21 protein-coding genes and 1 pseudogene are annotated in these 19,627 nt (G+C 58.8%); 11 read left to right on the top strand and 11 right to left on the bottom strand.

Features of this window, described 5'->3' with window-relative positions:
- Positions 1 to 419: 419 nt before the first annotated feature.
- On the top strand, positions 420 to 1,307 hold the full coding sequence (rhtA, locus tag EAH74_RS29415) for a threonine/homoserine exporter RhtA (RefSeq protein WP_140683564.1): 888 nt from the start codon (positions 420 to 422) through the stop codon (positions 1,305 to 1,307).
- Between the two features lie 168 nt (positions 1,308 to 1,475).
- Complete coding sequence (locus tag EAH74_RS29410; RefSeq protein ID WP_008156219.1) at positions 1,476 to 1,757, top strand: hypothetical protein; 282 nt, start codon at positions 1,476 to 1,478, stop codon at positions 1,755 to 1,757.
- 15 nt (positions 1,758 to 1,772) lie between these two features.
- Here EAH74_RS29410 and EAH74_RS29405 read toward each other — a convergent pair whose 3' ends face one another.
- Positions 1,773 to 2,333 carry a TetR/AcrR family transcriptional regulator gene (locus tag EAH74_RS29405; RefSeq protein ID WP_140683562.1) on the bottom strand — a complete coding sequence of 187 codons (561 nt, stop codon included), beginning with the start codon at positions 2,331 to 2,333 and terminating at the stop codon, positions 1,773 to 1,775.
- Between the two features lie 92 nt (positions 2,334 to 2,425).
- Between EAH74_RS29405 and EAH74_RS29400 the strand changes: the two genes are divergently transcribed.
- Both EAH74_RS29400 and EAH74_RS29395 read left to right on the top strand, forming a co-directional pair.
- Positions 2,426 to 3,154, top strand: coding sequence for an SDR family oxidoreductase (locus tag EAH74_RS29400; protein ID WP_140683560.1), 729 nt, complete (start codon positions 2,426 to 2,428; stop codon positions 3,152 to 3,154).
- 36 nt (positions 3,155 to 3,190) lie between these two features.
- Positions 3,191 to 3,781, top strand: coding sequence for a 2-hydroxychromene-2-carboxylate isomerase (locus EAH74_RS29395; protein WP_140683559.1), 591 nt, complete (start codon positions 3,191 to 3,193; stop codon positions 3,779 to 3,781).
- On the opposite strand, the gene EAH74_RS29390 is transcribed toward EAH74_RS29395, so the two are convergent.
- Complete coding sequence (locus EAH74_RS29390; RefSeq protein ID WP_140683557.1) at positions 3,778 to 4,776, bottom strand: zinc-dependent alcohol dehydrogenase family protein; 999 nt, start codon at positions 4,774 to 4,776, stop codon at positions 3,778 to 3,780. The two genes, EAH74_RS29395 and EAH74_RS29390, sit on opposite strands and share 4 nt — an antisense overlap.
- A 104-nt stretch (positions 4,777 to 4,880) precedes the next feature.
- Here EAH74_RS29390 and EAH74_RS29385 point away from each other — a divergent pair, with 104 nt between their 5' ends.
- Entirely contained in the window at positions 4,881 to 5,801 is a 921-nt protein-coding gene (locus EAH74_RS29385; protein WP_193560154.1) for a LysR family transcriptional regulator, read from the top strand.
- Here the strand turns inward: EAH74_RS29385 and EAH74_RS29380 are convergent.
- From EAH74_RS29380 to EAH74_RS29365, 4 genes are all read right to left on the bottom strand, one after another.
- On the bottom strand, positions 5,794 to 7,602 hold the full coding sequence (locus tag EAH74_RS29380; protein WP_140683552.1) for an aminopeptidase P family protein: 1,809 nt from the start codon (positions 7,600 to 7,602) through the stop codon (positions 5,794 to 5,796). The two genes, EAH74_RS29385 and EAH74_RS29380, sit on opposite strands and share 8 nt — an antisense overlap.
- A gap of 65 nt (positions 7,603 to 7,667) precedes the next feature.
- A complete protein-coding gene (locus EAH74_RS29375) occupies positions 7,668 to 8,825 on the bottom strand; it encodes a cysteine desulfurase family protein (protein WP_140683549.1) in 1,158 nt (385 codons plus the stop codon).
- 204 nt (positions 8,826 to 9,029) lie between these two features.
- On the bottom strand, positions 9,030 to 9,644 hold the full coding sequence (locus tag EAH74_RS29370; protein ID WP_140683546.1) for a LysE family translocator: 615 nt from the start codon (positions 9,642 to 9,644) through the stop codon (positions 9,030 to 9,032).
- Positions 9,645 to 9,745: 101 nt separating this feature from the next.
- Positions 9,746 to 10,015 (bottom strand): hypothetical protein, encoded by a 270-nt coding sequence (locus EAH74_RS29365; protein WP_140683543.1) that lies wholly within the window; start codon positions 10,013 to 10,015, stop codon positions 9,746 to 9,748.
- A gap of 401 nt (positions 10,016 to 10,416) precedes the next feature.
- On the opposite strand from EAH74_RS29365, the gene msuE reads away from it, so the two are divergent.
- The 4 genes from msuE (at position 10,417) to EAH74_RS29345 (ending at position 14,594) form a co-directional block, all read left to right on the top strand.
- Complete coding sequence (msuE, locus tag EAH74_RS29360; RefSeq protein ID WP_123368929.1) at positions 10,417 to 10,980, top strand: FMN reductase; 564 nt, start codon at positions 10,417 to 10,419, stop codon at positions 10,978 to 10,980.
- A 10-nt stretch (positions 10,981 to 10,990) separates the two neighbouring features.
- A complete protein-coding gene (gene ssuD / locus EAH74_RS29355; RefSeq protein ID WP_140683540.1) occupies positions 10,991 to 12,136 on the top strand; it encodes an FMNH2-dependent alkanesulfonate monooxygenase in 1,146 nt (381 codons plus the stop codon).
- 143 nt (positions 12,137 to 12,279) lie between these two features.
- Positions 12,280 to 13,467, top strand: coding sequence for an acyl-CoA dehydrogenase family protein (locus EAH74_RS29350; RefSeq protein WP_140683537.1), 1,188 nt, complete (start codon positions 12,280 to 12,282; stop codon positions 13,465 to 13,467).
- A 23-nt stretch (positions 13,468 to 13,490) separates the two neighbouring features.
- Positions 13,491 to 14,594 (top strand): sigma-54 interaction domain-containing protein, encoded by a 1,104-nt coding sequence (locus tag EAH74_RS29345; RefSeq protein ID WP_140683534.1) that lies wholly within the window; start codon positions 13,491 to 13,493, stop codon positions 14,592 to 14,594.
- Here EAH74_RS29345 and EAH74_RS29340 read toward each other — a convergent pair.
- Positions 14,591 to 14,956: an antibiotic biosynthesis monooxygenase gene (locus tag EAH74_RS29340; protein WP_140683530.1), complete on the bottom strand. Its 366-nt coding sequence runs from the start codon at positions 14,954 to 14,956 to the stop codon at positions 14,591 to 14,593. The genes EAH74_RS29345 and EAH74_RS29340 overlap by 4 nt on opposite strands.
- A 95-nt stretch (positions 14,957 to 15,051) precedes the next feature.
- On the opposite strand from EAH74_RS29340, the gene soxR reads away from it, so the two are divergent.
- The gene (gene soxR, locus EAH74_RS29335) at positions 15,052 to 15,519 is read left to right on the top strand and encodes a redox-sensitive transcriptional activator SoxR (RefSeq protein WP_140683527.1); all 468 of its coding nucleotides are present in this window, start codon (positions 15,052 to 15,054) and stop codon (positions 15,517 to 15,519) included.
- Between the two features lie 130 nt (positions 15,520 to 15,649).
- Here the strand turns inward: soxR and EAH74_RS33185 are convergent.
- Positions 15,650 to 15,736: pseudogene (locus tag EAH74_RS33185) on the bottom strand (MetQ/NlpA family ABC transporter substrate-binding protein); the annotation flags it as partial.
- 442 nt (positions 15,737 to 16,178) lie between these two features.
- Here EAH74_RS33185 and EAH74_RS29325 point away from each other — a divergent pair.
- The gene (locus EAH74_RS29325; protein ID WP_123368935.1) at positions 16,179 to 16,637 is read left to right on the top strand and encodes a VOC family protein; all 459 of its coding nucleotides are present in this window, start codon (positions 16,179 to 16,181) and stop codon (positions 16,635 to 16,637) included.
- 216 nt (positions 16,638 to 16,853) lie between these two features.
- Here the strand turns inward: EAH74_RS29325 and EAH74_RS29320 are convergent, their stop codons facing one another.
- From EAH74_RS29320 to EAH74_RS29310, 3 genes are all read right to left on the bottom strand, one after another.
- Entirely contained in the window at positions 16,854 to 17,339 is a 486-nt protein-coding gene (locus tag EAH74_RS29320) for a GNAT family N-acetyltransferase (protein ID WP_140683522.1), read from the bottom strand.
- 215 nt (positions 17,340 to 17,554) lie between these two features.
- Complete coding sequence (locus EAH74_RS29315) at positions 17,555 to 18,880, bottom strand: ATP-binding protein (protein ID WP_140683519.1); 1,326 nt, start codon at positions 18,878 to 18,880, stop codon at positions 17,555 to 17,557.
- Positions 18,877 to 19,560: a response regulator gene (locus EAH74_RS29310; RefSeq protein ID WP_123368938.1), complete on the bottom strand. Its 684-nt coding sequence runs from the start codon at positions 19,558 to 19,560 to the stop codon at positions 18,877 to 18,879. The genes EAH74_RS29315 and EAH74_RS29310 overlap by 4 nt, the downstream gene beginning before the upstream one ends.
- Between the last annotated feature and the right edge of the window lie 67 nt (positions 19,561 to 19,627).

The raw sequence follows: 19,627 nt of genomic DNA, 5'->3' as shown, positions 1-19,627 counted from the left end.
TTTTCAAAGTTTCCTTTGCAACTTCAACCACTTGCGCTTCCGATCTCTCGTTAGCGGGAGGCGAATTCTACAGCGTTACTCGCTGCTGTCAACACCTCTTTTACACCGCTTTCGACCGAGAAGATCGAATCGTTAAAAGAGCCAAACAACCTCGCTCTTTCAACTCCTTCTGGGCTTCGATGACCTGAAGCAACTCGCTGTCGAAAACTGCGTAACTCATTGTTTACCAAGGAGTTTTCCGTTTCGACTGCGCCGGAAGTGGGGCGAATTATAGACTTCCAGAATCTGCCGTCAACCCTTAATTACGGTTTTCTATAAGGATGCTCAAAATCGCTGCTTATATATAGACGCGCCCGCCATGAATGCGCAGTATATTGCCCAATAACACTTTCGCTTCCTACTTCGGACGATGCCACGCCATGAACGACCAACCTCGCAGCCTTGCCTCGACCCTGTTTTCGGTTGGCCTGCTATTGATAGCCATGGCATCAATCCAGTCAGGAGCCTCCCTTGCTAAAAGCATGTTCCCCATTATCGGTGCGCAAGGGACCACCACCCTGCGGCTGATCTTCGCCAGCGTGATCATGATGTTGATACTGCGCCCCTGGCGAGCGAAGCTCACCGCAAAATCCCTGCGCACCGTCATCGTCTACGGGATGGCGTTAGGGGGCATGAACTTCCTCTTCTATATGTCCTTGCAAACCGTCCCCCTCGGTATCGCGGTAGCCTTGGAATTCACCGGCCCACTGGCGGTAGCCATCTACGCCTCACGTCGCGCGATCGACTTTTTGTGGATCGCCCTGGCCGCCATCGGCTTGCTGCTGTTAATACCTATGGGAGAAACGACCGCGGGAATCGATCTGGTAGGCGCCGGTTACGCATTGGGCGCAGGTGTCTGCTGGGCGCTGTACATTCTGTTCGGCCAAAAGGCCGGCGCCGACAATGGCGTGCAGACCGCGGCACTGGGGGTGATGATTGCGGCATTTTTTGTAGCCCCTATCGGCATCGTCCATGCTGGCGCCGCGCTGCTCACTCCCTCACTGATCCCCGTGGCCATCGCTGTCGCCATTCTGTCCACCGCCGTGCCCTACACGCTGGAGATGGTAGCCCTCACCCGAATCCCGACCCGGACATTCGGCACGTTGATGAGCATTGAACCTGCGATCGGCGCACTGTCAGGCCTGTTGTTTCTCCATGAGTACCTTTCACTGTCACAATGGATGGCCATCACGTGCATCATTCTGGCTTCCATAGGCGCGACCATGACCATGGGGAGTGCGGCCAAGCCTGCTGTCGCTGCAGATTGAGACAGGATTTGACGAGGGTCTGGTATTTGCCGCGCAATTAGGCCATGTTTAGGCCCGCAACCTAGTGTCAGACATGGATTTTTCAGATAGGGATATCAGAACGCTTCAAGCGAAAGCGAATGCAGCCAAACCCGGGCGCAAAGATCCGGGGACGCTATAAGGACAGTAATGAAACGAATTTTGATACTGATCGCCGTACTTGCGGTTGCGGGCTGCGCGGCGACATCGAAAACCCAGGTAAAACACGGCAAGAGAGGGCTGCATATCAACTGTTCCGGGCTCTCGTCATCCTGGGACAAGTGCTACACCAGCGCTGCCAACTCGTGCGCTCCCAAAGGTTACAAGGTCATCGCCAAGTCAGGGGACGCTGTGGAAGAACCAGGCGATTACCCATTCGGCCTCAACCCTGCCGGCTATACCAGCCGCAGCATGATCGTCATCTGCAAATAGATTGATGCCGTCTTGTCAGGTTCGTGAACCTGCGATCTGGCGGCCAATCTCATCGTAACTGGACTTCAGCACCGTGCGCTGGATGTCCGGTGTGGCCAGCATTCGTGCAATGACCAACGCACCGATACATTGCGACAGAATTGCCCATGCCAGGCTGTCGCTTTCCAAAATCTGCGCCCAACTCTTCTGAAGCCGACAAATCCAGTTCTCCGCCTGCTGGCGAATCATCACGTCCGAGCGTGCTATCTCAGCTCCCAATGCCGGCAAAGCACAACCAGATTCCGGGTGTTCGACATGGGCCATGCTCAGGTAGTGTTTCAGGCAGCGCTGGAACTTCTCAGGATTCTGGTCCGCCCCTAATCGATCCAGGCTTTGAGACAGCTCACGCTCGACGATTGAAGCGAACAGCTCATCCTTCGATGAAAAATGACTGTAGAAAGCCCCGCCACTCAAGCCGATCGCCTTCATCAAACCGTCGACACCCACCGTTGAAAAACCAGACTTCTTCGCCGACACCGCACTGCTTTCAAGTAGTTTCTCTTTGGTTTCCAGTTTGTGATTGGCCGAGTAACGCATTGCCTTGCCCTCAGGATTGATCGCCTTGACGCTTGCCAGATCGTAGCATAACGTTCGTTTAGTTAACGATCGTTTATCAAAAGGATCTATCCATGAATAACAAGAAGGTCGTACTGGTTGTAGGTGCAGGGGATGCTACCGGCGGCGCAATTGCAAAACGCTTTGCGCAGGAAGGATTTGTGGCGTGTGTCACCCGCCGCAGCGTGGACAAACTCCAGCCGTTGGTCGACGCCATCGAGGCCGATGGTGGTGAAGCCCACGGGTTTGCCTGCGATGCGCGCAAGGAAGAGGACGTGATTGCGTTAGTTGAGCAGATCGAAAGCCAGATTGGCCCAATCGAAGCGTTCGTCTTCAACATCGGCGCCAATGTGCCTTGCAGCATTCTCGAAGAAACCGCGCGCAAATATTTCAAGATATGGGAAATGGCCTGCTTCTCAGGATTTCTCAACGCTCGTGAAGTGGCCAAGCGCATGGCCAAGCGTAAACGCGGGACTATTTTGTTCACCGGCGCTACCGCCGGCCTGCGTGGGGCCTCAGGATTTGCGGCGTTCGCTGGCGCCAAGCACGGAATTCGTGCCCTGGCGCAAAGCATGGCGCGTGAACTAGGGCCGATGAATATTCACGTCGCCCATGTTGTAGTCGACGGCGCCATCGATACCGATTTTATCCGCGAAAGCTTCCCCGAAAAGTACGCGACCAAGGACCAGGACGGCATTCTCCATCCTGCGCACATTGCCGAGAACTATTGGTACCTGCACAGCCAGCCCCGTGACGCATGGACCTTCGAGGTGGACCTACGCCCCTGGAGCGAACGCTGGTAAGCCCTCCCCCACAATAATAAACAGAGCGCATCGACCATGAGCAAAACCGTGGAGTTCTATTTCGACCTCGGCAGCCCCGCCACCTACCTGGCCTACACCCAACTGCCGAAGATCTGCGAGCAGACCGACAGCCAGTTGATTTACATACCCATCCTGCTGGGTGGCGTCTTCAAAGCCACTGGTAACGCCTCCCCCGCGACGATCCCTGCCAAGGGCCGCTACATGTTTCAAGATCTGGACCGCTATGCCAAGCGCTATGGCGTGCCACTGAAGTTCAATCCCCACTTTCCTATCAACACCCTGATGCTGATGCGCGCTGTCACCGGCATGCAGTTGCGCCATTGCGAACGCTTTCAGGCGTTCATCGATTGCCTGTTTCACGCCCTCTGGGTTGAAGGCCGCAGTCTCGATGACCTGGCGACCGTCGCGTCAGTACTGACACAGAACGGTTTCGATCCAAATGAGGTGCTGGCCCTGACCGCCGACGAGGAAGTCAAAGCCACTCTCAAGGACAACACAGAGAAAGCGGTGCAACGGGGCGTATTCGGTGCCCCTAGCATGTTTGTCGACAATCAGCTGTTCTTTGGCCAGGATCGCCTGGACTTCGTCCTTGAAGCCCTGAGTTAAATCTCGACAACCAGCCGTCCCTGCGCCGCTCCCGAAACGAGCAGCTCATGGGCGGCCTCGGCTGTTTCCAGCGTGAACTGCCGAGGGTCGAGCAACGGTTTCAACTGACCCGCCTCGATCAACTGCACAGCCTCCCAAAGTATCTCCCCATGGTGCTCACGCCCTTTGCCAGTGAGCAACGGCAGCAAGGTAAACACTCCAGAATAAGTCGCCCCACGAAACGAGAGCGGCGCAAGACTGTGCTGCCCCCACCCAAGACAACTCACGACATGTCCCTCGTAGATCCGAGCAGCCTGGAATGAAGCGTCCAGCGTCTTACCACCCACCGTGTCGTAGACAATATCGAAGCCCTCCCCCGCCGTGTGCTCAGCCACATACTCCTCAACCGAAGATTTTCGATAATCAATAAACGTCGCACCGAACCCTTCGATGATCGCCTGCTGCCCGGCCGACCCGGTGGCAAACACGTCAGCACCGAAAGCCCGGGCAATTTGCACAGCCACATGCCCGACACCACCCGCACCACCGTGAATCAGCACTTTCTGACCCGCCCGCACCCGCGCACGATCCACCAATCCTTCCCACGCCGTGATCAGTACCAACGGCAACCCTGCGGCCTCGCGCACGCTCAGATTGCCTGGCTTGCGCGCCAGCAGCCGTGCATCGACGGCGGCGTATTCAGCCAGTGAACCCTGCGTACCGCCAATGCCAGTGGCCATCGCATAGACCTCATCACCCGGCAGCCATCCACTGACGCCTTCCCCCAATGCCGCCACTGTTCCCGCAAGATCAATACCCAATATCGCCGGCAACGGCTGGCGCGCATGAGCAGCCTGACCCGAGCGAATCTTTCCATCCAGAGGGTTCACCCCACTGGCCTTGATCCTGACCAACACCTGACCGACTCCAGGCACGGGCTGTGCAATGGAAGCCAAGCGTAAAGGCCCATTGGCCGAATCAACAATCAGAGCGCGCATTTCAAATGAGTCAGTCATTTCGCAATTTCCCGTCAGAGGTGGCTGTGGGATTAATCTTCCTCCCCCTCACTCATGCCGATAAGACGCTATATAGCTATAGTGACCATGCCCATTTGGCATCAATGAGAAACCCCGTGGACAAACTCAATGCAATGGCGATCTTCGTCCGCGTTGTCGAGCGTGGCAGCTTTTCTGCCGTCGCCCGGGAATTGCAGACCAGTCAGCCGACCATCAGCAAAGTGCTGCGAGCACTGGAATCTAAGCTGGGTGGAAAGCTGATTTCCCGCAGCACCCGGCAACTGTCCCTGACAGACGAAGGTCAGCGGTACTACAGCGAATGTCGACAAATTCTGGCGGCCGTAGACGCCGCAGAACATGGTTTTCACTCCGGCCGCGAGGCTGTTGCCGGAAACCTGAAAATCGGATCGTCCGTGAGTTTCGGGCGCTTACAGATTGCTCCGCGACTGCCGGCATTCCTCAAAAAACATCCCCAGGTGCAAATTGATCTGCAACTGAGCGATCAAAATCAGGACCTGGTCAGTGAAGGACTGGACGTCACGTTCAGGATAGGTGAGTTGACAGACAGCGGATTGATTGCCCGCCACATCGGCACCACCCACCGAGTGACCGTCGCAGCGCCCGACTACCTTGAGCAACACGGCAACCCGCAAACACCGCAAGAACTGAGCGAGCACAACTGCCTGCAGTTCAACCTGCTAAACAGTCAGAACCTATGGGTTTATGAGAGAGATGCCCAACGTCACGAAGTGCGAATCAAGGGAAACGCACAAAGCAACAACTCCGAGGCGATCCGCGAGATGGTGTTGGGGGGACTGGGGATTTCGTTGTCACCGGTTTGGCTGTTCAGCGAGGACTTGAAGGCGGGGCGCGTGACCGCGATTCTGCTGGAATACAGCGCGCAGTCGTTGCCGATTCATGCCGTGTCCCCGGCGAATCGTCGCCAATCCGCCAGGGTCAAAGCCTTTGTCGACTACATGAGCCAGGCGCTCGAAGAAGCGCCTGAACTCCAACCGATCAAATAACCGCAGTCCGGGTGTTCAACCACTCAAGGGCTGCGCCGTCGAGCAACGGGCTCAAGCGCTGGCGCACCTCGGCGTGGTAGGCGTTGAACCACTGTTTTTCGTCATCGGTCAGCAGCGATGGCTCCAGGCATCGAGTGTCGATCGGGCACAAGGTCAGGGTTTCGAACTTCAGGAACTCACCGAATTCGCTTTTGCCCGCCTCACGGTTCAACACCAGGTTCTCGATCCGCACACCCCAGCGGCCTGGACGGTAAGTGCCCGGTTCGATGGACGTGATCATGCCCGGCTGCATCGCGGTTTGCAGCGCAGCGGCGGCCTGATAGGCGATGACCTGTGGGCCTTCGTGCACGTTGAGGAAGTAGCCGACGCCGTGACCGGTGCCGTGACCGTAATCAACGCTTTCAGCCCAGATCGGCGCGCGGGCAATCGAATCGAGCAGCGGCGAGAGAATGGCTCGAGGGAATTGTGCACGGGACAACGCAATCACGCCTTTGAGAACCCGCGTGCAATCGCGCTTCTGCTCATCGGTCGGCGTACCGACCGGCACCATCCGCGTGATGTCAGTGGTGCCGCCCAGGTACTGGCCGCCGGAGTCGATCAACAACAGGCCGTCGCCTTCGATCACCGCGTGTTCTTCTTCGGTGGCGTGGTAGTGCGGCATTGCGCCATTGGCGTTGAACGCGGCAATGGTGTTGAAGCTCAGCGAAACATAACCCGGGCGTCGGGTACGCGCGGCCGTCAGGTGTTCGTCGATGGTCAGTTCGGTGATGCGCTCACGACCCAACGCTGTGTCCAGCCAGGTGAAGAATTCGCACAGCGCCACGCCGTCCTGCTCCATGGCCTGACGAATGTGCTCGGCATCGGCCAGGCTTTTCTGCGACTTGGCCAACGTGGTCGGGTTCAGGCCTTCGACCAGCTTCACGCCGCTATCCAGGTTATCCAGCAAGCCGGCGGTGACGCGCGCCGGATCGACTTGCAGACTCGCCCCGCTCGGTACGGCGCGCAAGGCTGCGGCCACTTCGCTGTAATCGCGCAGGGTCACGCCGTCCTGTTCAAGGACCGCGCGCAGTTCGGCATTGACCTTGCTCAGGGCCACGAACAGGGTTGCCTGCTCTTGGCTGATCAACGCGAAGGAAACGAACACCGGGTTGAACGACACGTCACCGCCGCGCAAGTTGAACAGCCAGGCGATGTCGTCGAGGGTGGCGATGAAATGCCAATCGGCGCCGCGATCTTTCAAAACTTCACGCAGCTTGGCCAGTTTCTCGCCGCGGCTGACCGTCGCCTGAGGCGGCAGGTGTTGATAGATCGGCTCATTTGGCAGCGTCGGACGGTCGCTCCAGACTTCGCTCAACACATCGATGTCGGTGCGCAGACGTGCGCCGCGTTCTTCGAGTTTGCTACCCAACGTACGCGCCGAAGCCACGGCCATTACCGCACCATCTACCGCGACGACGCCGCCTTCAGGGGTTTGCTCGGCCAGCCAGTCCAGCGGGCCGGGCTGACCCGGTTGCAGCTTGACCAGTTCGATGCCGCTGCCCTTGAGTTCCTTGGTCGCTTGTTCCCAATAACGGCTGTCGGCCCAGACGCCGGCAAAGTCCGGCGTAACGATCAGCGTGCCGACCGAGCCATGGAAGCCCGACAACCATTGCCGCCCTTGCCAGTAACCCGGCAGGTATTCCGACAGGTGCGGGTCGGCCGACGGCACCAGCAGAGCATGAATGCCCTCCCGGCTCATCAGTTCGCGGGTTTGCGCCAGGCGTTGAGGCACCGATCCATTGATCGAAGGCTGCGTACTCATCATGTCTCCTGCTAATCACTTCATCATTATTGTTGAGTGCCGATCAACGCCGGCACTTTCAGACCCTATTGCCAAAATGCCGGAGCACTGGCGCAGGCCGCTTTAATCAGGTGTACCGCTTGGTCGATGTCCTGTTCGGTGGTGAACCGGCCGAGACTCAAGCGAATGGTGCGACTCGCCGAGCGGGCGTCATGCCCCAGGGCCAGCAGCACATGGGAGGGCGCATTGCTGGCGGAGTTGCAGGCCGAGGTCGCGGAAAACGCGATCGAGGTGCTCAACGCCGCGGAATTGAACTCACCTTCGTTGAAGGTCAGGCTCAAGGTATGAGGGATGCGCTGGGTCGGACTGCCATTGAGGCGAACGCCGGGAATACTCAGCAGCTGTTCGAGCAAGCGCTCGCGCAACCGGACGATCATGGCTTTCTCTTCATCGAACGAAGAGGCCGCCAACGCGAAGGCCACACCCATGGCGGCAATCTGGTGAGTCGCCAGGGTGCCGGAACGCAAACCGCCCTCGTGACCACCGCCGTGGATCTGCGCCTGCAAACGCTGTTGCGCGCGCGGGCCGACGTACAGTGCGCCGATGCCCTTTGGGCCGTAAATCTTGTGGGCGGAAAACGACATCAGATCCACCGGCCACTCGGCCAGATCGATCGCCACTTTGCCCGCGCCCTGAGCCGCGTCGACATGGAACAACGCATCGCGAGCACGCACGACTTCGCCGATGGCCGAGATGTCGTTGACGGTGCCTAACTCGTTATTGACCAGCATCAGCGACACCAGAAAGGTGTCTTCGCGCATCGCTTCGCTGACCGCTTGCGGGGTAATCAAACCCTCAGCGTCAGGCACCAGATAAGTCACCGCAACACCGGCGTCCTGCAACTGCTTTGCCGTGTCGAGAATCGCTTTGTGTTCGATCTGGCTGGTGATGATGTGGCCGCCAGAAACGCCGCGGGCCTGGGCCACGCCCTTGAGGGCAAGGTTGTTTGATTCGGTGGCGCCGGAGGTCCAGACGATCTGGTCCGCCTGAGCGCCGACCAGTTCGGCGACCTGACGCCGCGCCTGCTCGACCGATTGCCGGGCTTGTTGACCGAACGCATGGGAGCTGGACGCCGGATTGCCAAAGTTGCCGGTAAAACCCAGACACTCGACCATGACCTTGATGACTCGTTCATCCACCGGCGTGGTGGCGGCGTAGTCGAAATACAGAGGACGTTTATTCATAGAAAACTCGCAGAGCATGTTCCGGGATCAGGAGGCTCGTCACTGAAACGTCAAAGCGCAACCTCGTGAGCTGCGCCGATCATTCAGAGCGTTAGAAATACCTGATCGGAGGCCGTTAAAGAAGAACAACTTCATTTAAAAGTGCGTAGGAACGCTCCTGAAGTCGAGCTTAACAGGCATCGGGCAACCGGTTGAAGCAATGCGTCAGCTAAAGCTTTCGAGCAACAACGGATACAGCGAAGCCACCAGCAACAAGGCCATGCCCCAGTTGAACAGCCGCAACCAGCGACGATCCTTCAGCACGTTGCGCAACAACGTGCCGCAGCATGCCCAGACACTGACGCTCGGCAGGTTGATCAAGGCAAACACGGCCGCAATCACGATCACGTTGGTGAAATAACCCTGCATTGGCGTGTAGGTGCTGATGGCTCCGATGGCCATGATCCAGGCCTTGGGATTGACCCACTGAAACGCTGCGGCGCCCAAATAGCTGATCGGCTTGTTCTCGCCCTTTTCACTCTCGGAAACCGGTCCCGAATGGGCGATTTTCCACGCCAGATACAACAAATACGCCGCGCCGACGTAGCGCAGCACGCTGTAGAGCAAAGGATAGGTTTGAAACACTGCGCCCAAGCCGAAACCTACCGCCACCACCAGCACGAAGAAGCCGCAGGTGATGCCAAGCATGTGGGGGATGGTGCGGTTAAAGCCGAAGTTCACACCCGATGCCAGCAACATCGTGTTGTTGGGCCCGGGAGTAATCGAGGTGACAAGCGCAAACAGGGCGAAGCCCAGCAGTAAATCGAGCGAAAGCGTCATGGGTGGCAGTCCATTGGGGTCAGTCAGGTGTTGACCCTATCGCAGGCCGTCAGGGAAACCCATGGACAGTTGCGTGAAACTTCAAGCGGTACAGTTTTCGATCAGCTAGGACGACCGTGCAGCTGTACAGCACGTTCGGCGTTCATCTCGCCTTGTTTGTCGAAACTGAACGACTTTTTCGGTTGGCCGAGTAATTCGGCTTTTTTCGCGTGGTACTCCTCGAAGGACAGACCGCGACGATTCAACGCCTCAAGTGCCAGTTCCTTGGTTTCTTCCGCGGTGTAGGGCCGTAATTCCGGGGAAACATGGCTGGCACATCCGGCAAGCACGGAGACCGCAAGCAGCAAGAAAGTAGCGATTAGAGGTTTCATTGTGAGTGTCCTGACATCTGGGTTCGAGGCAATGAACACAGGCTACGCCGGGCATCCGATCAGCAGAAATCAACGCTCTCGATAGTGGCTATCGACTTTGACTAATGCTGCTCAGGTAGAGCGCCTTATATCTCTAAACGATCTATAAATATTAATTTAATGTCTTTTACGGAATAACACCGAGCCTTTATAACAACGGTCATCACTTCACGCACTGTTGCCCAAGCAACTGTTTGCCAGGCAACAGTCATTCAACAAACAGCTCTGCCATTCGAACAGCGTCTACCGGCCAACGCGCTGAAAGCCCCGTAAATATGGGCTCCGAGGGATTGGTACAGCTCTTGCTCTCTGTCAGTGACTACTCACTGCTCCCTGAGCAACTGTTTAAAAAGGAACTGATCATGTCGCGTCCATTGAAAGTCGTTGCCCTCTCCGGCGGTACCTGGCGTCCGTCCCGCACGTTGGTGCTGACCCAGGCGCTGTTGGCGCAACTGGCCGAGCAACTGCCGATTGAAAGCAAGCTGATTGAACTGGGTGACATCGCCCGACCGTTAGGCGCCGCGCTGTCCCGCCAGGAGTTGAGCGCCGAGATCGAAGCCGAGCTGCAAGCGATCGAGAACGCTGACCTGCTGATTGTCGCCGCGCCGGTTTATCGCGGTTCCTACCCTGGACTGCTCAAGCATCTGTTCGACCTGATCGACCTCAATGCATTGATCGACACGCCGGTATTGCTGGCCGCCACCGGTGGCAGCGAACGCCATGCGCTGGTCCTTGATCATCAGTTGCGGCCGCTGTTCAGTTTCTTCCAGGCCCTGACCCTGCCGATTGGCGTCTATGCCACCGAAGCCGATTTCTCCAATTATCAAATAACCAGTGAGCCCTTGAAGGCCCGCATTCGTCTTGCTGCAGAACGCGCCGCGCCGTTGTTTGGCGTGCCCCCCAAAAATCTGCTGAAAATCGCTTAAGGATTTCTTCATGGATGTTTTCTGGTTTCTGCCGACTCACGGCGACGGCCATTACCTGGGCACCACTCAGGGCGCTCGCCCGGTGACACTCAACTACCTGAAACAAGTGGCCCAGGCAGCCGATAGCCTCGGCTACCACGGTGTACTGATTCCCACCGGGCGCTCCTGCGAGGATTCGTGGGTGATTGCTTCGGCGCTGGTGCCGCTGACCGAACGCCTGCGCTATTTGGTAGCGATTCGGCCGGGGATCATTTCGCCGACAGTCTCTGCGCGCATGGCCGCGACACTGGATCGACTGTCCAACGGCCGCTTGCTTATTAACGTGGTCACGGGCGGTGACCCGGATGAAAACCGTGGCGACGGCATCTTCCTCGATCACAGTGAACGCTACGAAGTGACCGACGAATTCCTGCAAATCTGGCGCCGGGTGCTGCAAGGCGAATCGGTGGATTTCGAAGGCAAACACCTGCAAGTGCAGAACGCAAAGGCGTTGTATCCGCCGGTGCAAAAACCTTATCCGCCGCTGTACTTCGGCGGCTCCTCCGAAGCCGCGCACGAACTGGCCGCCGAGCAGGTTGATGTCTACCTGACCTGGGGCGAACCACCGGCCGCCGTGGCGGAAAAACTGGCCGATGTGCGTGAGCGTGCCGCGCGAAACGGTCGCACGGTGAAGTTCGGGATTCGCTTGCACGTGATTGTTCGCGAGACCGCCGAAGAGGCCTGGAACGCCGCAGATAAACTGATCGAGCACATCAGCGACGAGACCATCGCAGCCGCGCAGAAGTCGTTCTCTCGTTTCGACTCCGAAGGTCAGCGACGCATGGCGGCGTTGCATGACGGGCGTCGTGACAATCTGGAAATATCCCCCAACCTCTGGGCCGGTGTCGGTCTGGTGCGTGGCGGTGCCGGAACGGCGTTGGTGGGCGATCCGCAGCAAGTGGCGGCGCGAATCAAGGAGTACGCGGACCTGGGGATCGAGAGCTTCATCTTCTCCGGCTATCCGCACCTCGAAGAGGCTTACCGTTTTGCCGAGTTGGTGTTCCCGTTGTTGCCTGAGCCGTACGCCAGCCTTGCGGGGCGCGGCGTCACTAATCTCACCGGGCCGTTTGGCGAAATGATCGCCAACGATGTACTGCCGGCTAAAGCCACGGCCTGATCCTGCCCGCCGGATCCGCCCCGGCCCTGTAGGAGCTGACGAGTGAAACGAGGCTGCGATCTTTTGATGTTAAAAATCAAGATCAAAAGATCGCAGCCTGCGGCAGCTCCTACAGCGGTCCATCGACATATAGGAAATTCCGTGTGACTGCCAAACCGCAAAGCGCCCTGATATCCCCCTTGCAAACCGCCCGTCTGTTGGCTGCCGAGTTTGCCCTGACCGCTGTCGAGCGCGATGAACGTGGCGGTACGCCCAAAGCCGAACGCGACGCCTTGCGCCACAGCGGTCTGCTCGCGCTGAGCATTCCCACCCAGTACGGCGGCCACGGCGCCAGCTGGAGTGACACCCTGACCATCGTGCGCGAGTTCGCCAAGGTCGACAGTTCGATTGCCCATGTCTTCGGCTTCCACCACCTGATGCTTGCCACCGTGCGCCTGTTCGCCCGGCCCGAGCAGTGGCAGCCATGGTTCGAACAGACCGCGCGCAAGAACTGGTTCTGGGGCAACGCCCTGAACCCGCTGGACACCCGCACCGTGGTGAAAAACCTCGGTGGCTGGCGTGAGTTTTCCGGCAAGAAAAGCTTCTGCTCCGGCGCCAGCGATTCGCAAATGCTGATCGCCTCGGCCGTCGACGAAAGCGCTGGCGGCAAGCTGTTGATCGCCGCGATTCCCAGCGGTCGAAGCGGCATCACCTTGCACAACGACTGGAACAACATGGGCCAGCGCCAGACCGACAGCGGCAGCGCGACGTTCGAACGAGTGCGAGTCGAAGAGTCGGAATTGCTGCTCGATCCGGGTCCGCTAAGTACGCCATTCGCTTGCCTTCGGCCGTTGATTGCCCAGCTGACCTTCACCCACATGTTTCTCGGCATCGCCGAAGGTGCCTTCGAAGAAGCGCGGCAATACACCCTCACCGAGACCCGTCCGTGGCACAAATCCAGTACTCAGGATGTGCGTCAAGACCCTTATGTACTCGGCCACTACGGCGAATTCTGGGTCGCCCTCGAAAGTGTTCGACTGCTGGTGGAGCGCGCTGCCGGGCTGCTCGACAAGGCTTGGGCCAAAGGCCCGAACCTCAGCGCCGAAGAACGTGGACACCTCGCTAACGCCATCGCCACGGCCAAGGTCGCTGCCACTCGCAACGGTCTGGAACTCTGTAGCCGCTTGTTCGAAGTGACCGGCGCCCGTTCAACTCATGCCTCACTGCGACTGGACCGCCATTGGCGCAATCTGCGCACGCAAACCCTGCACGACCCGGTGGATTACAAACTCCATGAACTGGGTGACTGGGCGCTCAACCAGTCCCTGCCGGTTCCGACTTTCTATTCATAGCCTTCTATTCATGGAGCCTGCCCATGCAACTGCTGACCTTACCGCCCTCGCCCGCCCTGGCTACCTCGATCCGCGCCACGGCGCAGGTGTTCGAAGACCCGAAATCCCAGGCCTTGCTCGCCCACATTCAACAAGTCGCACCGAGTGAAGCCAGCGTGCTGATCATCGGCGAAACCGGCACCGGCAAGGAGCTGGTGGCGCGACATATCCACAACCTCAGCGCCCGACGTAACCGGCCATTCGTGGCGGTGAACTGCGGCGCGTTCTCCGAATCTTTGGTGGAGGCCGAGCTGTTCGGCCATGAAAAAGGTGCATTCACGGGTGCCCTGAGCGCCAAGGCCGGATGGTTCGAGGAGGCCGACGGCGGCACGTTGTTCCTCGATGAAATCGGCGATTTACCGATGGCGATTCAGGTCAAGTTGTTGCGGGTGTTGCAGGAACGCGAAGTGGTGCGACTGGGTTCGCGCAAGAGCATCCCCATCAATGTGCGCGTGCTGGCCGCGACCAACGTGCAATTGGAGAAAGCCATCAACGCCGGGCATTTCCGCGAGGATTTGTACTACCGTCTCGACGTGGTCAGCCTGGAATTGAGCCCGCTGCGCGACCGCCCCGGCGACATCCTGCCGCTGACCCGACACTTCGTCGAAGCCTACAGCCAGCGCCTCGGCTACGGCACCATCACCATCAGCAAAGAGGCCGAACTGAAACTGCGCAGCTACAGTTGGCCGGGCAACATCCGCGAACTGGAAAACGTCATTCACCACACCCTGCTGATCTGCCGCAACGGCGTGATCGAACGCGACGACCTGCGCCTGTCGAACATGCGCATCGAGCGTCAGGACGACTACCGCAGCAACGTCGACGATTCACCGGAAACCCTGCTCGATCGGGCCTTTCAAAAGCTCTTCGAAGAACAGGCCGGGGCGCTGCACGAGAAAGTCGAAGACGCGTTGCTGCGAGCCGCCTATCGATTCAGTCATTACAACCAGGTGCACACCGCCGCACTGCTGGGCTTGAGCCGCAACGTAACGCGCACGCGACTGATCAAGATCGGCGAACTGGCGGTAAACAAACGCCGGCCCACGGAAAACCTTCAGGGCGAGCGTGTCATGCAGCTGTCGATCTAACCCACCAGATTGCAGTGCAGCGCGTTGTCGTGGCTGCGTTCCAGGCTATGCAGCACCTGGAACGAGCCGAAGGTCACGGTTTTCGCCTGGTGAGCGCGGATCAGCTGCCAGAAATCCTGCTCGCCGCTTTCAAAGCTTTGAAACGCGGCCTCTCCCGCCTCGCGTGTTTGCCATTGCAGGTAGTTGAGCACTCGCCGGCCATCGTCGCTGACCTGGATGCTGGCACTCAAAAAACCTGTGAAGTCCTGGGCCAGACGCTCGGTCTGTTTCGACAGTGCCGACACCAGTGCGGGCTGTTGATGGGGTTCGATCTCGAATTCGATCAATTGGGTGAAGCTGCGATTTTTCTCTGACGCGTGCATGAAGAGTCCCCACTGACTTGTAAGCCGGATCTTGCGATCCGAAGGCCTGCAGGGTAAAACCTCGAGTTAACTTGAGGTCAAGAGGCATTTTTTAAATGATCACCTCGGAAAATCTGCATAAAGAACTCACCGTCGGCCAAGTGGCTGCGCGCAGCGGCGTCGCGGTCACCGCACTGCACTTTTACGAATCCAAGGGCTTGATCAACAGTAATCGCAACCAAGGCAACCAGCGGCGTTATCCACGGGAAGTGTTGCGACGGGTGGCGTTGATCAAAGTGGCTCAGCGATTGGGCATTCCGTTGGTGGAGATTGGCGAGGCGCTCAAGTCCCTGCCGGATAACCGCGCCCCGACGGCGGCGGACTGGAAGGTGTTGTCGGCGCAGTGGAGTCGGGATCTGGATGAGCGGATCAATCAACTGACCTTGCTGCGGGATCGGCTCAATGGCTGCATTGGCTGTGGGTGTCTGTCGATGGAGGCGTGTCCGTTGCGCAACTTTGGCGATGTGCTCGGGGAGCGAGGGCCGGGGGCGCAGCTCCTTGAATCGAAGGCTGAGCCGAAATAGTGGCGCGACTTTCGCGAGCAGGCTCGCTCCCACATTTGAACTGTGGCGTTCACAGAACCAATGTGTGAGCGAGCCGGCTCCGGGCGGCGTTCCGACGAAGGCGGCTTGTCAGTCGATGAGGTTTTAGAACCCCCGGCGCAATCTGCCCTTTGTAGCGAGTCAGGATGAACTGCCGAACCTCACCGGAATTCAATGCCTTGGCCAGTGGGCGGGTGCGGTCGCGTTCGGCGTCTCGTTCCAGCAACACCGTGGCAATGCATTCAGCGACGCGCATGGCTTCGGCTTCGTTGGCGATCCGATGGGCGGCCGGTGGGTTGATCGGATAAACGGCAGATTCAGGCATACAAGTCTCTCGGCACCCATGTTTACCAGAGGGCATTGCTGCTTCTGTGCCTGACCATCCGAGCCAATGTTTTCGGGGGGAGTACTGGGCAGCTCAGAGGTTTTTTTCATGAGCAACCGGAGCAATCTGCTGCTTCGCTGTTGATGGCTGAACAGTGGTGATGCAGCCTCGGGCAGTGATCTTTTTTGTGAACTTGGTGAGTGCCGAGGATCAAAATCAAGACATCGCCATTTTTGGCAGCACCTACACTTGATGATCCTGCTGAAAAGCGGCGAAGTGAAATCTTCCATCTACAAAAAAATCAGGGAGAACCATCATGAGCGTCAAACCTATTCCCGAGGGTTATCACAGCATCACCCCGTATCTGGGCATTCAAAAAGCGGCCGAAGCCATCGAGTTCTACAAGAAAGCCTTTGGCGCCACCGAAGTCATGCGCCTGTCCATGCCCGATGGCGGCATCGGCCACGCCGAACTGCGCATCGGCGATTGCCCGATCATGCTTGGCACGCCGTGCGATCAGGGTCCATTGAGCAATCCGGACACGTCGCCGTCCGTGGGCCTGCACCTGTATGTGAACGATGTGGACAAGTCTTATAAACAGGCGATTGCGGCTGGCGGCACGGTGGTGTCCGAGGTCAAGGATCAGTTTTATGGCGACCGCTCGGGAACCTTGAAGGATCCCTATGGACATCTGTGGTTTCTGGCCACGCGCAAGGAAGATCTGACTCAGCAACAGATTGAACAGCGAGCGAAGGAGATGTTCAGCCAGGGTTGACCCAATGATAGTTCCCACAGGGGATCGGCTGTGTACACAGAATTAATGTTCAACACCGATCCACTGTGGGAGCGGGCTTGCTCGCGAAGGCGGCCTCACAAACAACACCCATTCCAGATATGAAAAAGCCCGCTGACCTTACTGGTTCAGCGGGTTTCTTTTTGCGCGGTGACTCAGTGAGCAGGACGCCGAGGATTTAGACCCTCGATCAGCTTTCTACGAAGGGGGTGTCAGTGCTTTGTGCATGGGAATGGCGTGGAGCCCCGCCACCGTGAAGGTTTCAGCGCAAGGCTGGTAACCCAGATGACGGTAAAACGCTTCGCTGGTGCGGGTGCTGTTGAGTCGTGCCTGGCGCAAACCCTGATCGGTCAACCAGCCTTCGAGGTCGTGCACCAGCGCTTGCCCGGCCCCGCGTCGAAACCATTCCGGTTGCACGTAACAAAACGCGACTTTGCCGCTGATCGCCGCCATCGCGACGCCGACCGGTTTGTCCTGCAACAGGGCAATGTTCAGGTAAAACCGTGGGTCGGTCAGCCAGGGCTGCACGTGTTCGATGGTCTTGTTGTGGGTCCAGGTGGCGACGGTTAGCGGATCGTTGCGATGGTCGAGCGCGCAACCCACACGGATGGATCGCTCGACGATCCGGCTGATGATGCCGGCGTCGGCGGGGGTTGCCTTGCAAATGTGTAGGGGTGCATCCATGGCGCTGTTACCTCAATCCATTGAGTCAAAGCTGCCGGGGACGATAGCGCTGTGGCGAGTGGGTGGCTATTGGAGAGACGTTACATTTAGTGTGCAACACAGAGCTAATGTGGGAGCGAGCCTGCTCGCGAAGGCGGCAGCACATCCAGCATTGATGTGACTGACAGATCGCTTTCGCGAGCAGGCTCGCTCCCACAGGGGGATTTTTGTGGTTGTTAGATGGGTTGCAACGGCATGGTCAGTTCGACTCGCAACCCATCCGGCCGACTGTCGAAATGCAACGTACAGCCGCAACGCTGGACAATCGCCTGGACAATCGCCAGGCCCAGACCGCAGCCAGTGCTCTGGCCGTTACGCCAGAAGCGTTGGGTCAAATGTTGCAGGTCGTCCTCGGCAATGCCGGGCCCGTGGTCGCGAACCACAAACTGCACGCGGTTGCCGGTGGTTTGCAGGCTCAACTCCACCGCGCCGTCGCCCGGGGTATGCCGCAGCGCGTTGTCCAGCAGGTTGCGCAGCGCGGCAATCGACAGCACCGCGGGCATTTGCACTGGGGCGTGGGAGATTTTCGGCGGCATCTGAAATTTGATCCGCTGACGATCACCGCTGGCAGCGTCCTGAATCGCCAGTTTCGCCACCTGCTCGGCGCTGCATTGCACACCATCATCGAACGACAGACTGCCCTCGACCCTCGCAAGCAACAGCAATTGCTCAAGGGTCCGGTGCAGGCGATCGGCGCCCTCTTCGGCCCGGGCCAGGGATTGATCCCGGGCCGCGCCGTCGGTCATGCGCGCCACTTGCAGGTGGGTCTTGATCGCTGTTAGTGGGCTGCGCAATTCATGGGCAGCGTCACCGGTCAGACGGCGTTCCCTTTCGATGGTCTTGCCGATGCGCTGGAACAACTGATTCTGGGTGTCCAGCAACGGTTGCAGCTCGCTGGGCAGCGGCTGGATTTGCAAGGGTTCGAGAGAATCGGCGCTGCGGCGCATCAAAGCATCGCGCATGCGATTCAGCGGCGCCAGCCCCTGGCCGATCCCTAGCCAAAGCAGGCACAGGCAGCCGAGCAAGGCCACGCCCACCGGCACCGAAGCAGCCAGCAGGATCGACATGTTTAGCGCCTCACGCTCGATCTGCCGATCAGCGGTGGTGATGCGCAGATCGCCGCGGGCCAGGGTGAAACTGCGCCACGGCGCGCCGTCGATCATCTGGTCGTGAAAGCCCATCTTCTCGGCTTCGAGGGTTTGTTGCGGATCGGTGTGACTGCGGGCGAGGATTTCGCCACGTAGCGAACTGACCTGACAGGCCATGCCACCGGGGACATTCAGTTGTTCAGCGCTGAAATGGGTGCCCTCGCCCTTGCTCGGCAATGCCGGCAACTGCTCCATCAGGCCGGCGACCATCCGCGCCGACGCCACCAGCCGCTGGTCGAGGGAAAACATCATCTGGTTGCGCAAATCGCTGAGCATCCAGGCCGCCGCCAACGCCCAGATCAGCGCAAAAGCGGCGCCGAGTGTCAGGCTCAGGCGCAAACGCAGGCTCATCACTTTTTCAATTCCTCTGCGCCTTCGGCCGGCCCCAGGCGATAGCCCAGGCCGCGCACCGTCTCGACAATGCCATTGCCGAGTTTGCGCCGCAGGTGATGGATATGCACATTGAGAGCGTTGCTTTCCAGCTCATCGTTAAAACCATAAACGCTGTCTTTCAGTTGCTCGGTCGACAACACCCGGCCCCGGTTATGCAGCAAGGCCTGCAACAGCGACTGTTCACGACGGGAAAGGTCCACCGGCTGGCCGCCAAGCATGGTTTCACGGCTGCTCGGGTCGTAAGTCAGACGGCCGTGCTCGATCAGGTTGACGCTGCGCCCCGCCACCCGTCGCAGCAGGGTGTGCAGGCGCGCGGCCAGTTCGCGCAGGTCGAAAGGCTTGAGCAAGTAATCGTCAGCGCCGGCTTGCAAGCCGTCGACGCGGTCGGTGACTGAATCCCGGGCGGTGAGGATCAGCACCGGGATTTCCAGACCGCTGTGTCGCAACTGCTGTAACAGCTTCAGGCCGTCTTCATCGGGCAAGCCCAGGTCGAGCACCATCACGTCGAACTCAGCCACTTTGAGCATTGCCCGGGCAGCCGACGCGGTGGCGACGTGCTCCACCGTCAGGCCCTGTGCGGTCAGGCCGGCGACAATGCCGCTGGCGATCAACTCGTCGTCTTCGCAAACCAGTACGTGCATGGTGAGACCTGTTGAAAAAAGGTGATTAGGCCGGCGGCCGATTAAGCGGACATTATGCCGCAAGCGC

The sequence above is a fragment of the Pseudomonas mandelii genome (genome assembly GCF_006438925.1).
In the GTDB taxonomy this organism is placed as follows: domain Bacteria; phylum Pseudomonadota; class Gammaproteobacteria; order Pseudomonadales; family Pseudomonadaceae; genus Aquipseudomonas; species Aquipseudomonas mandelii_C.
This window is presented reverse-complemented; position numbering and strand designations above follow the sequence as displayed.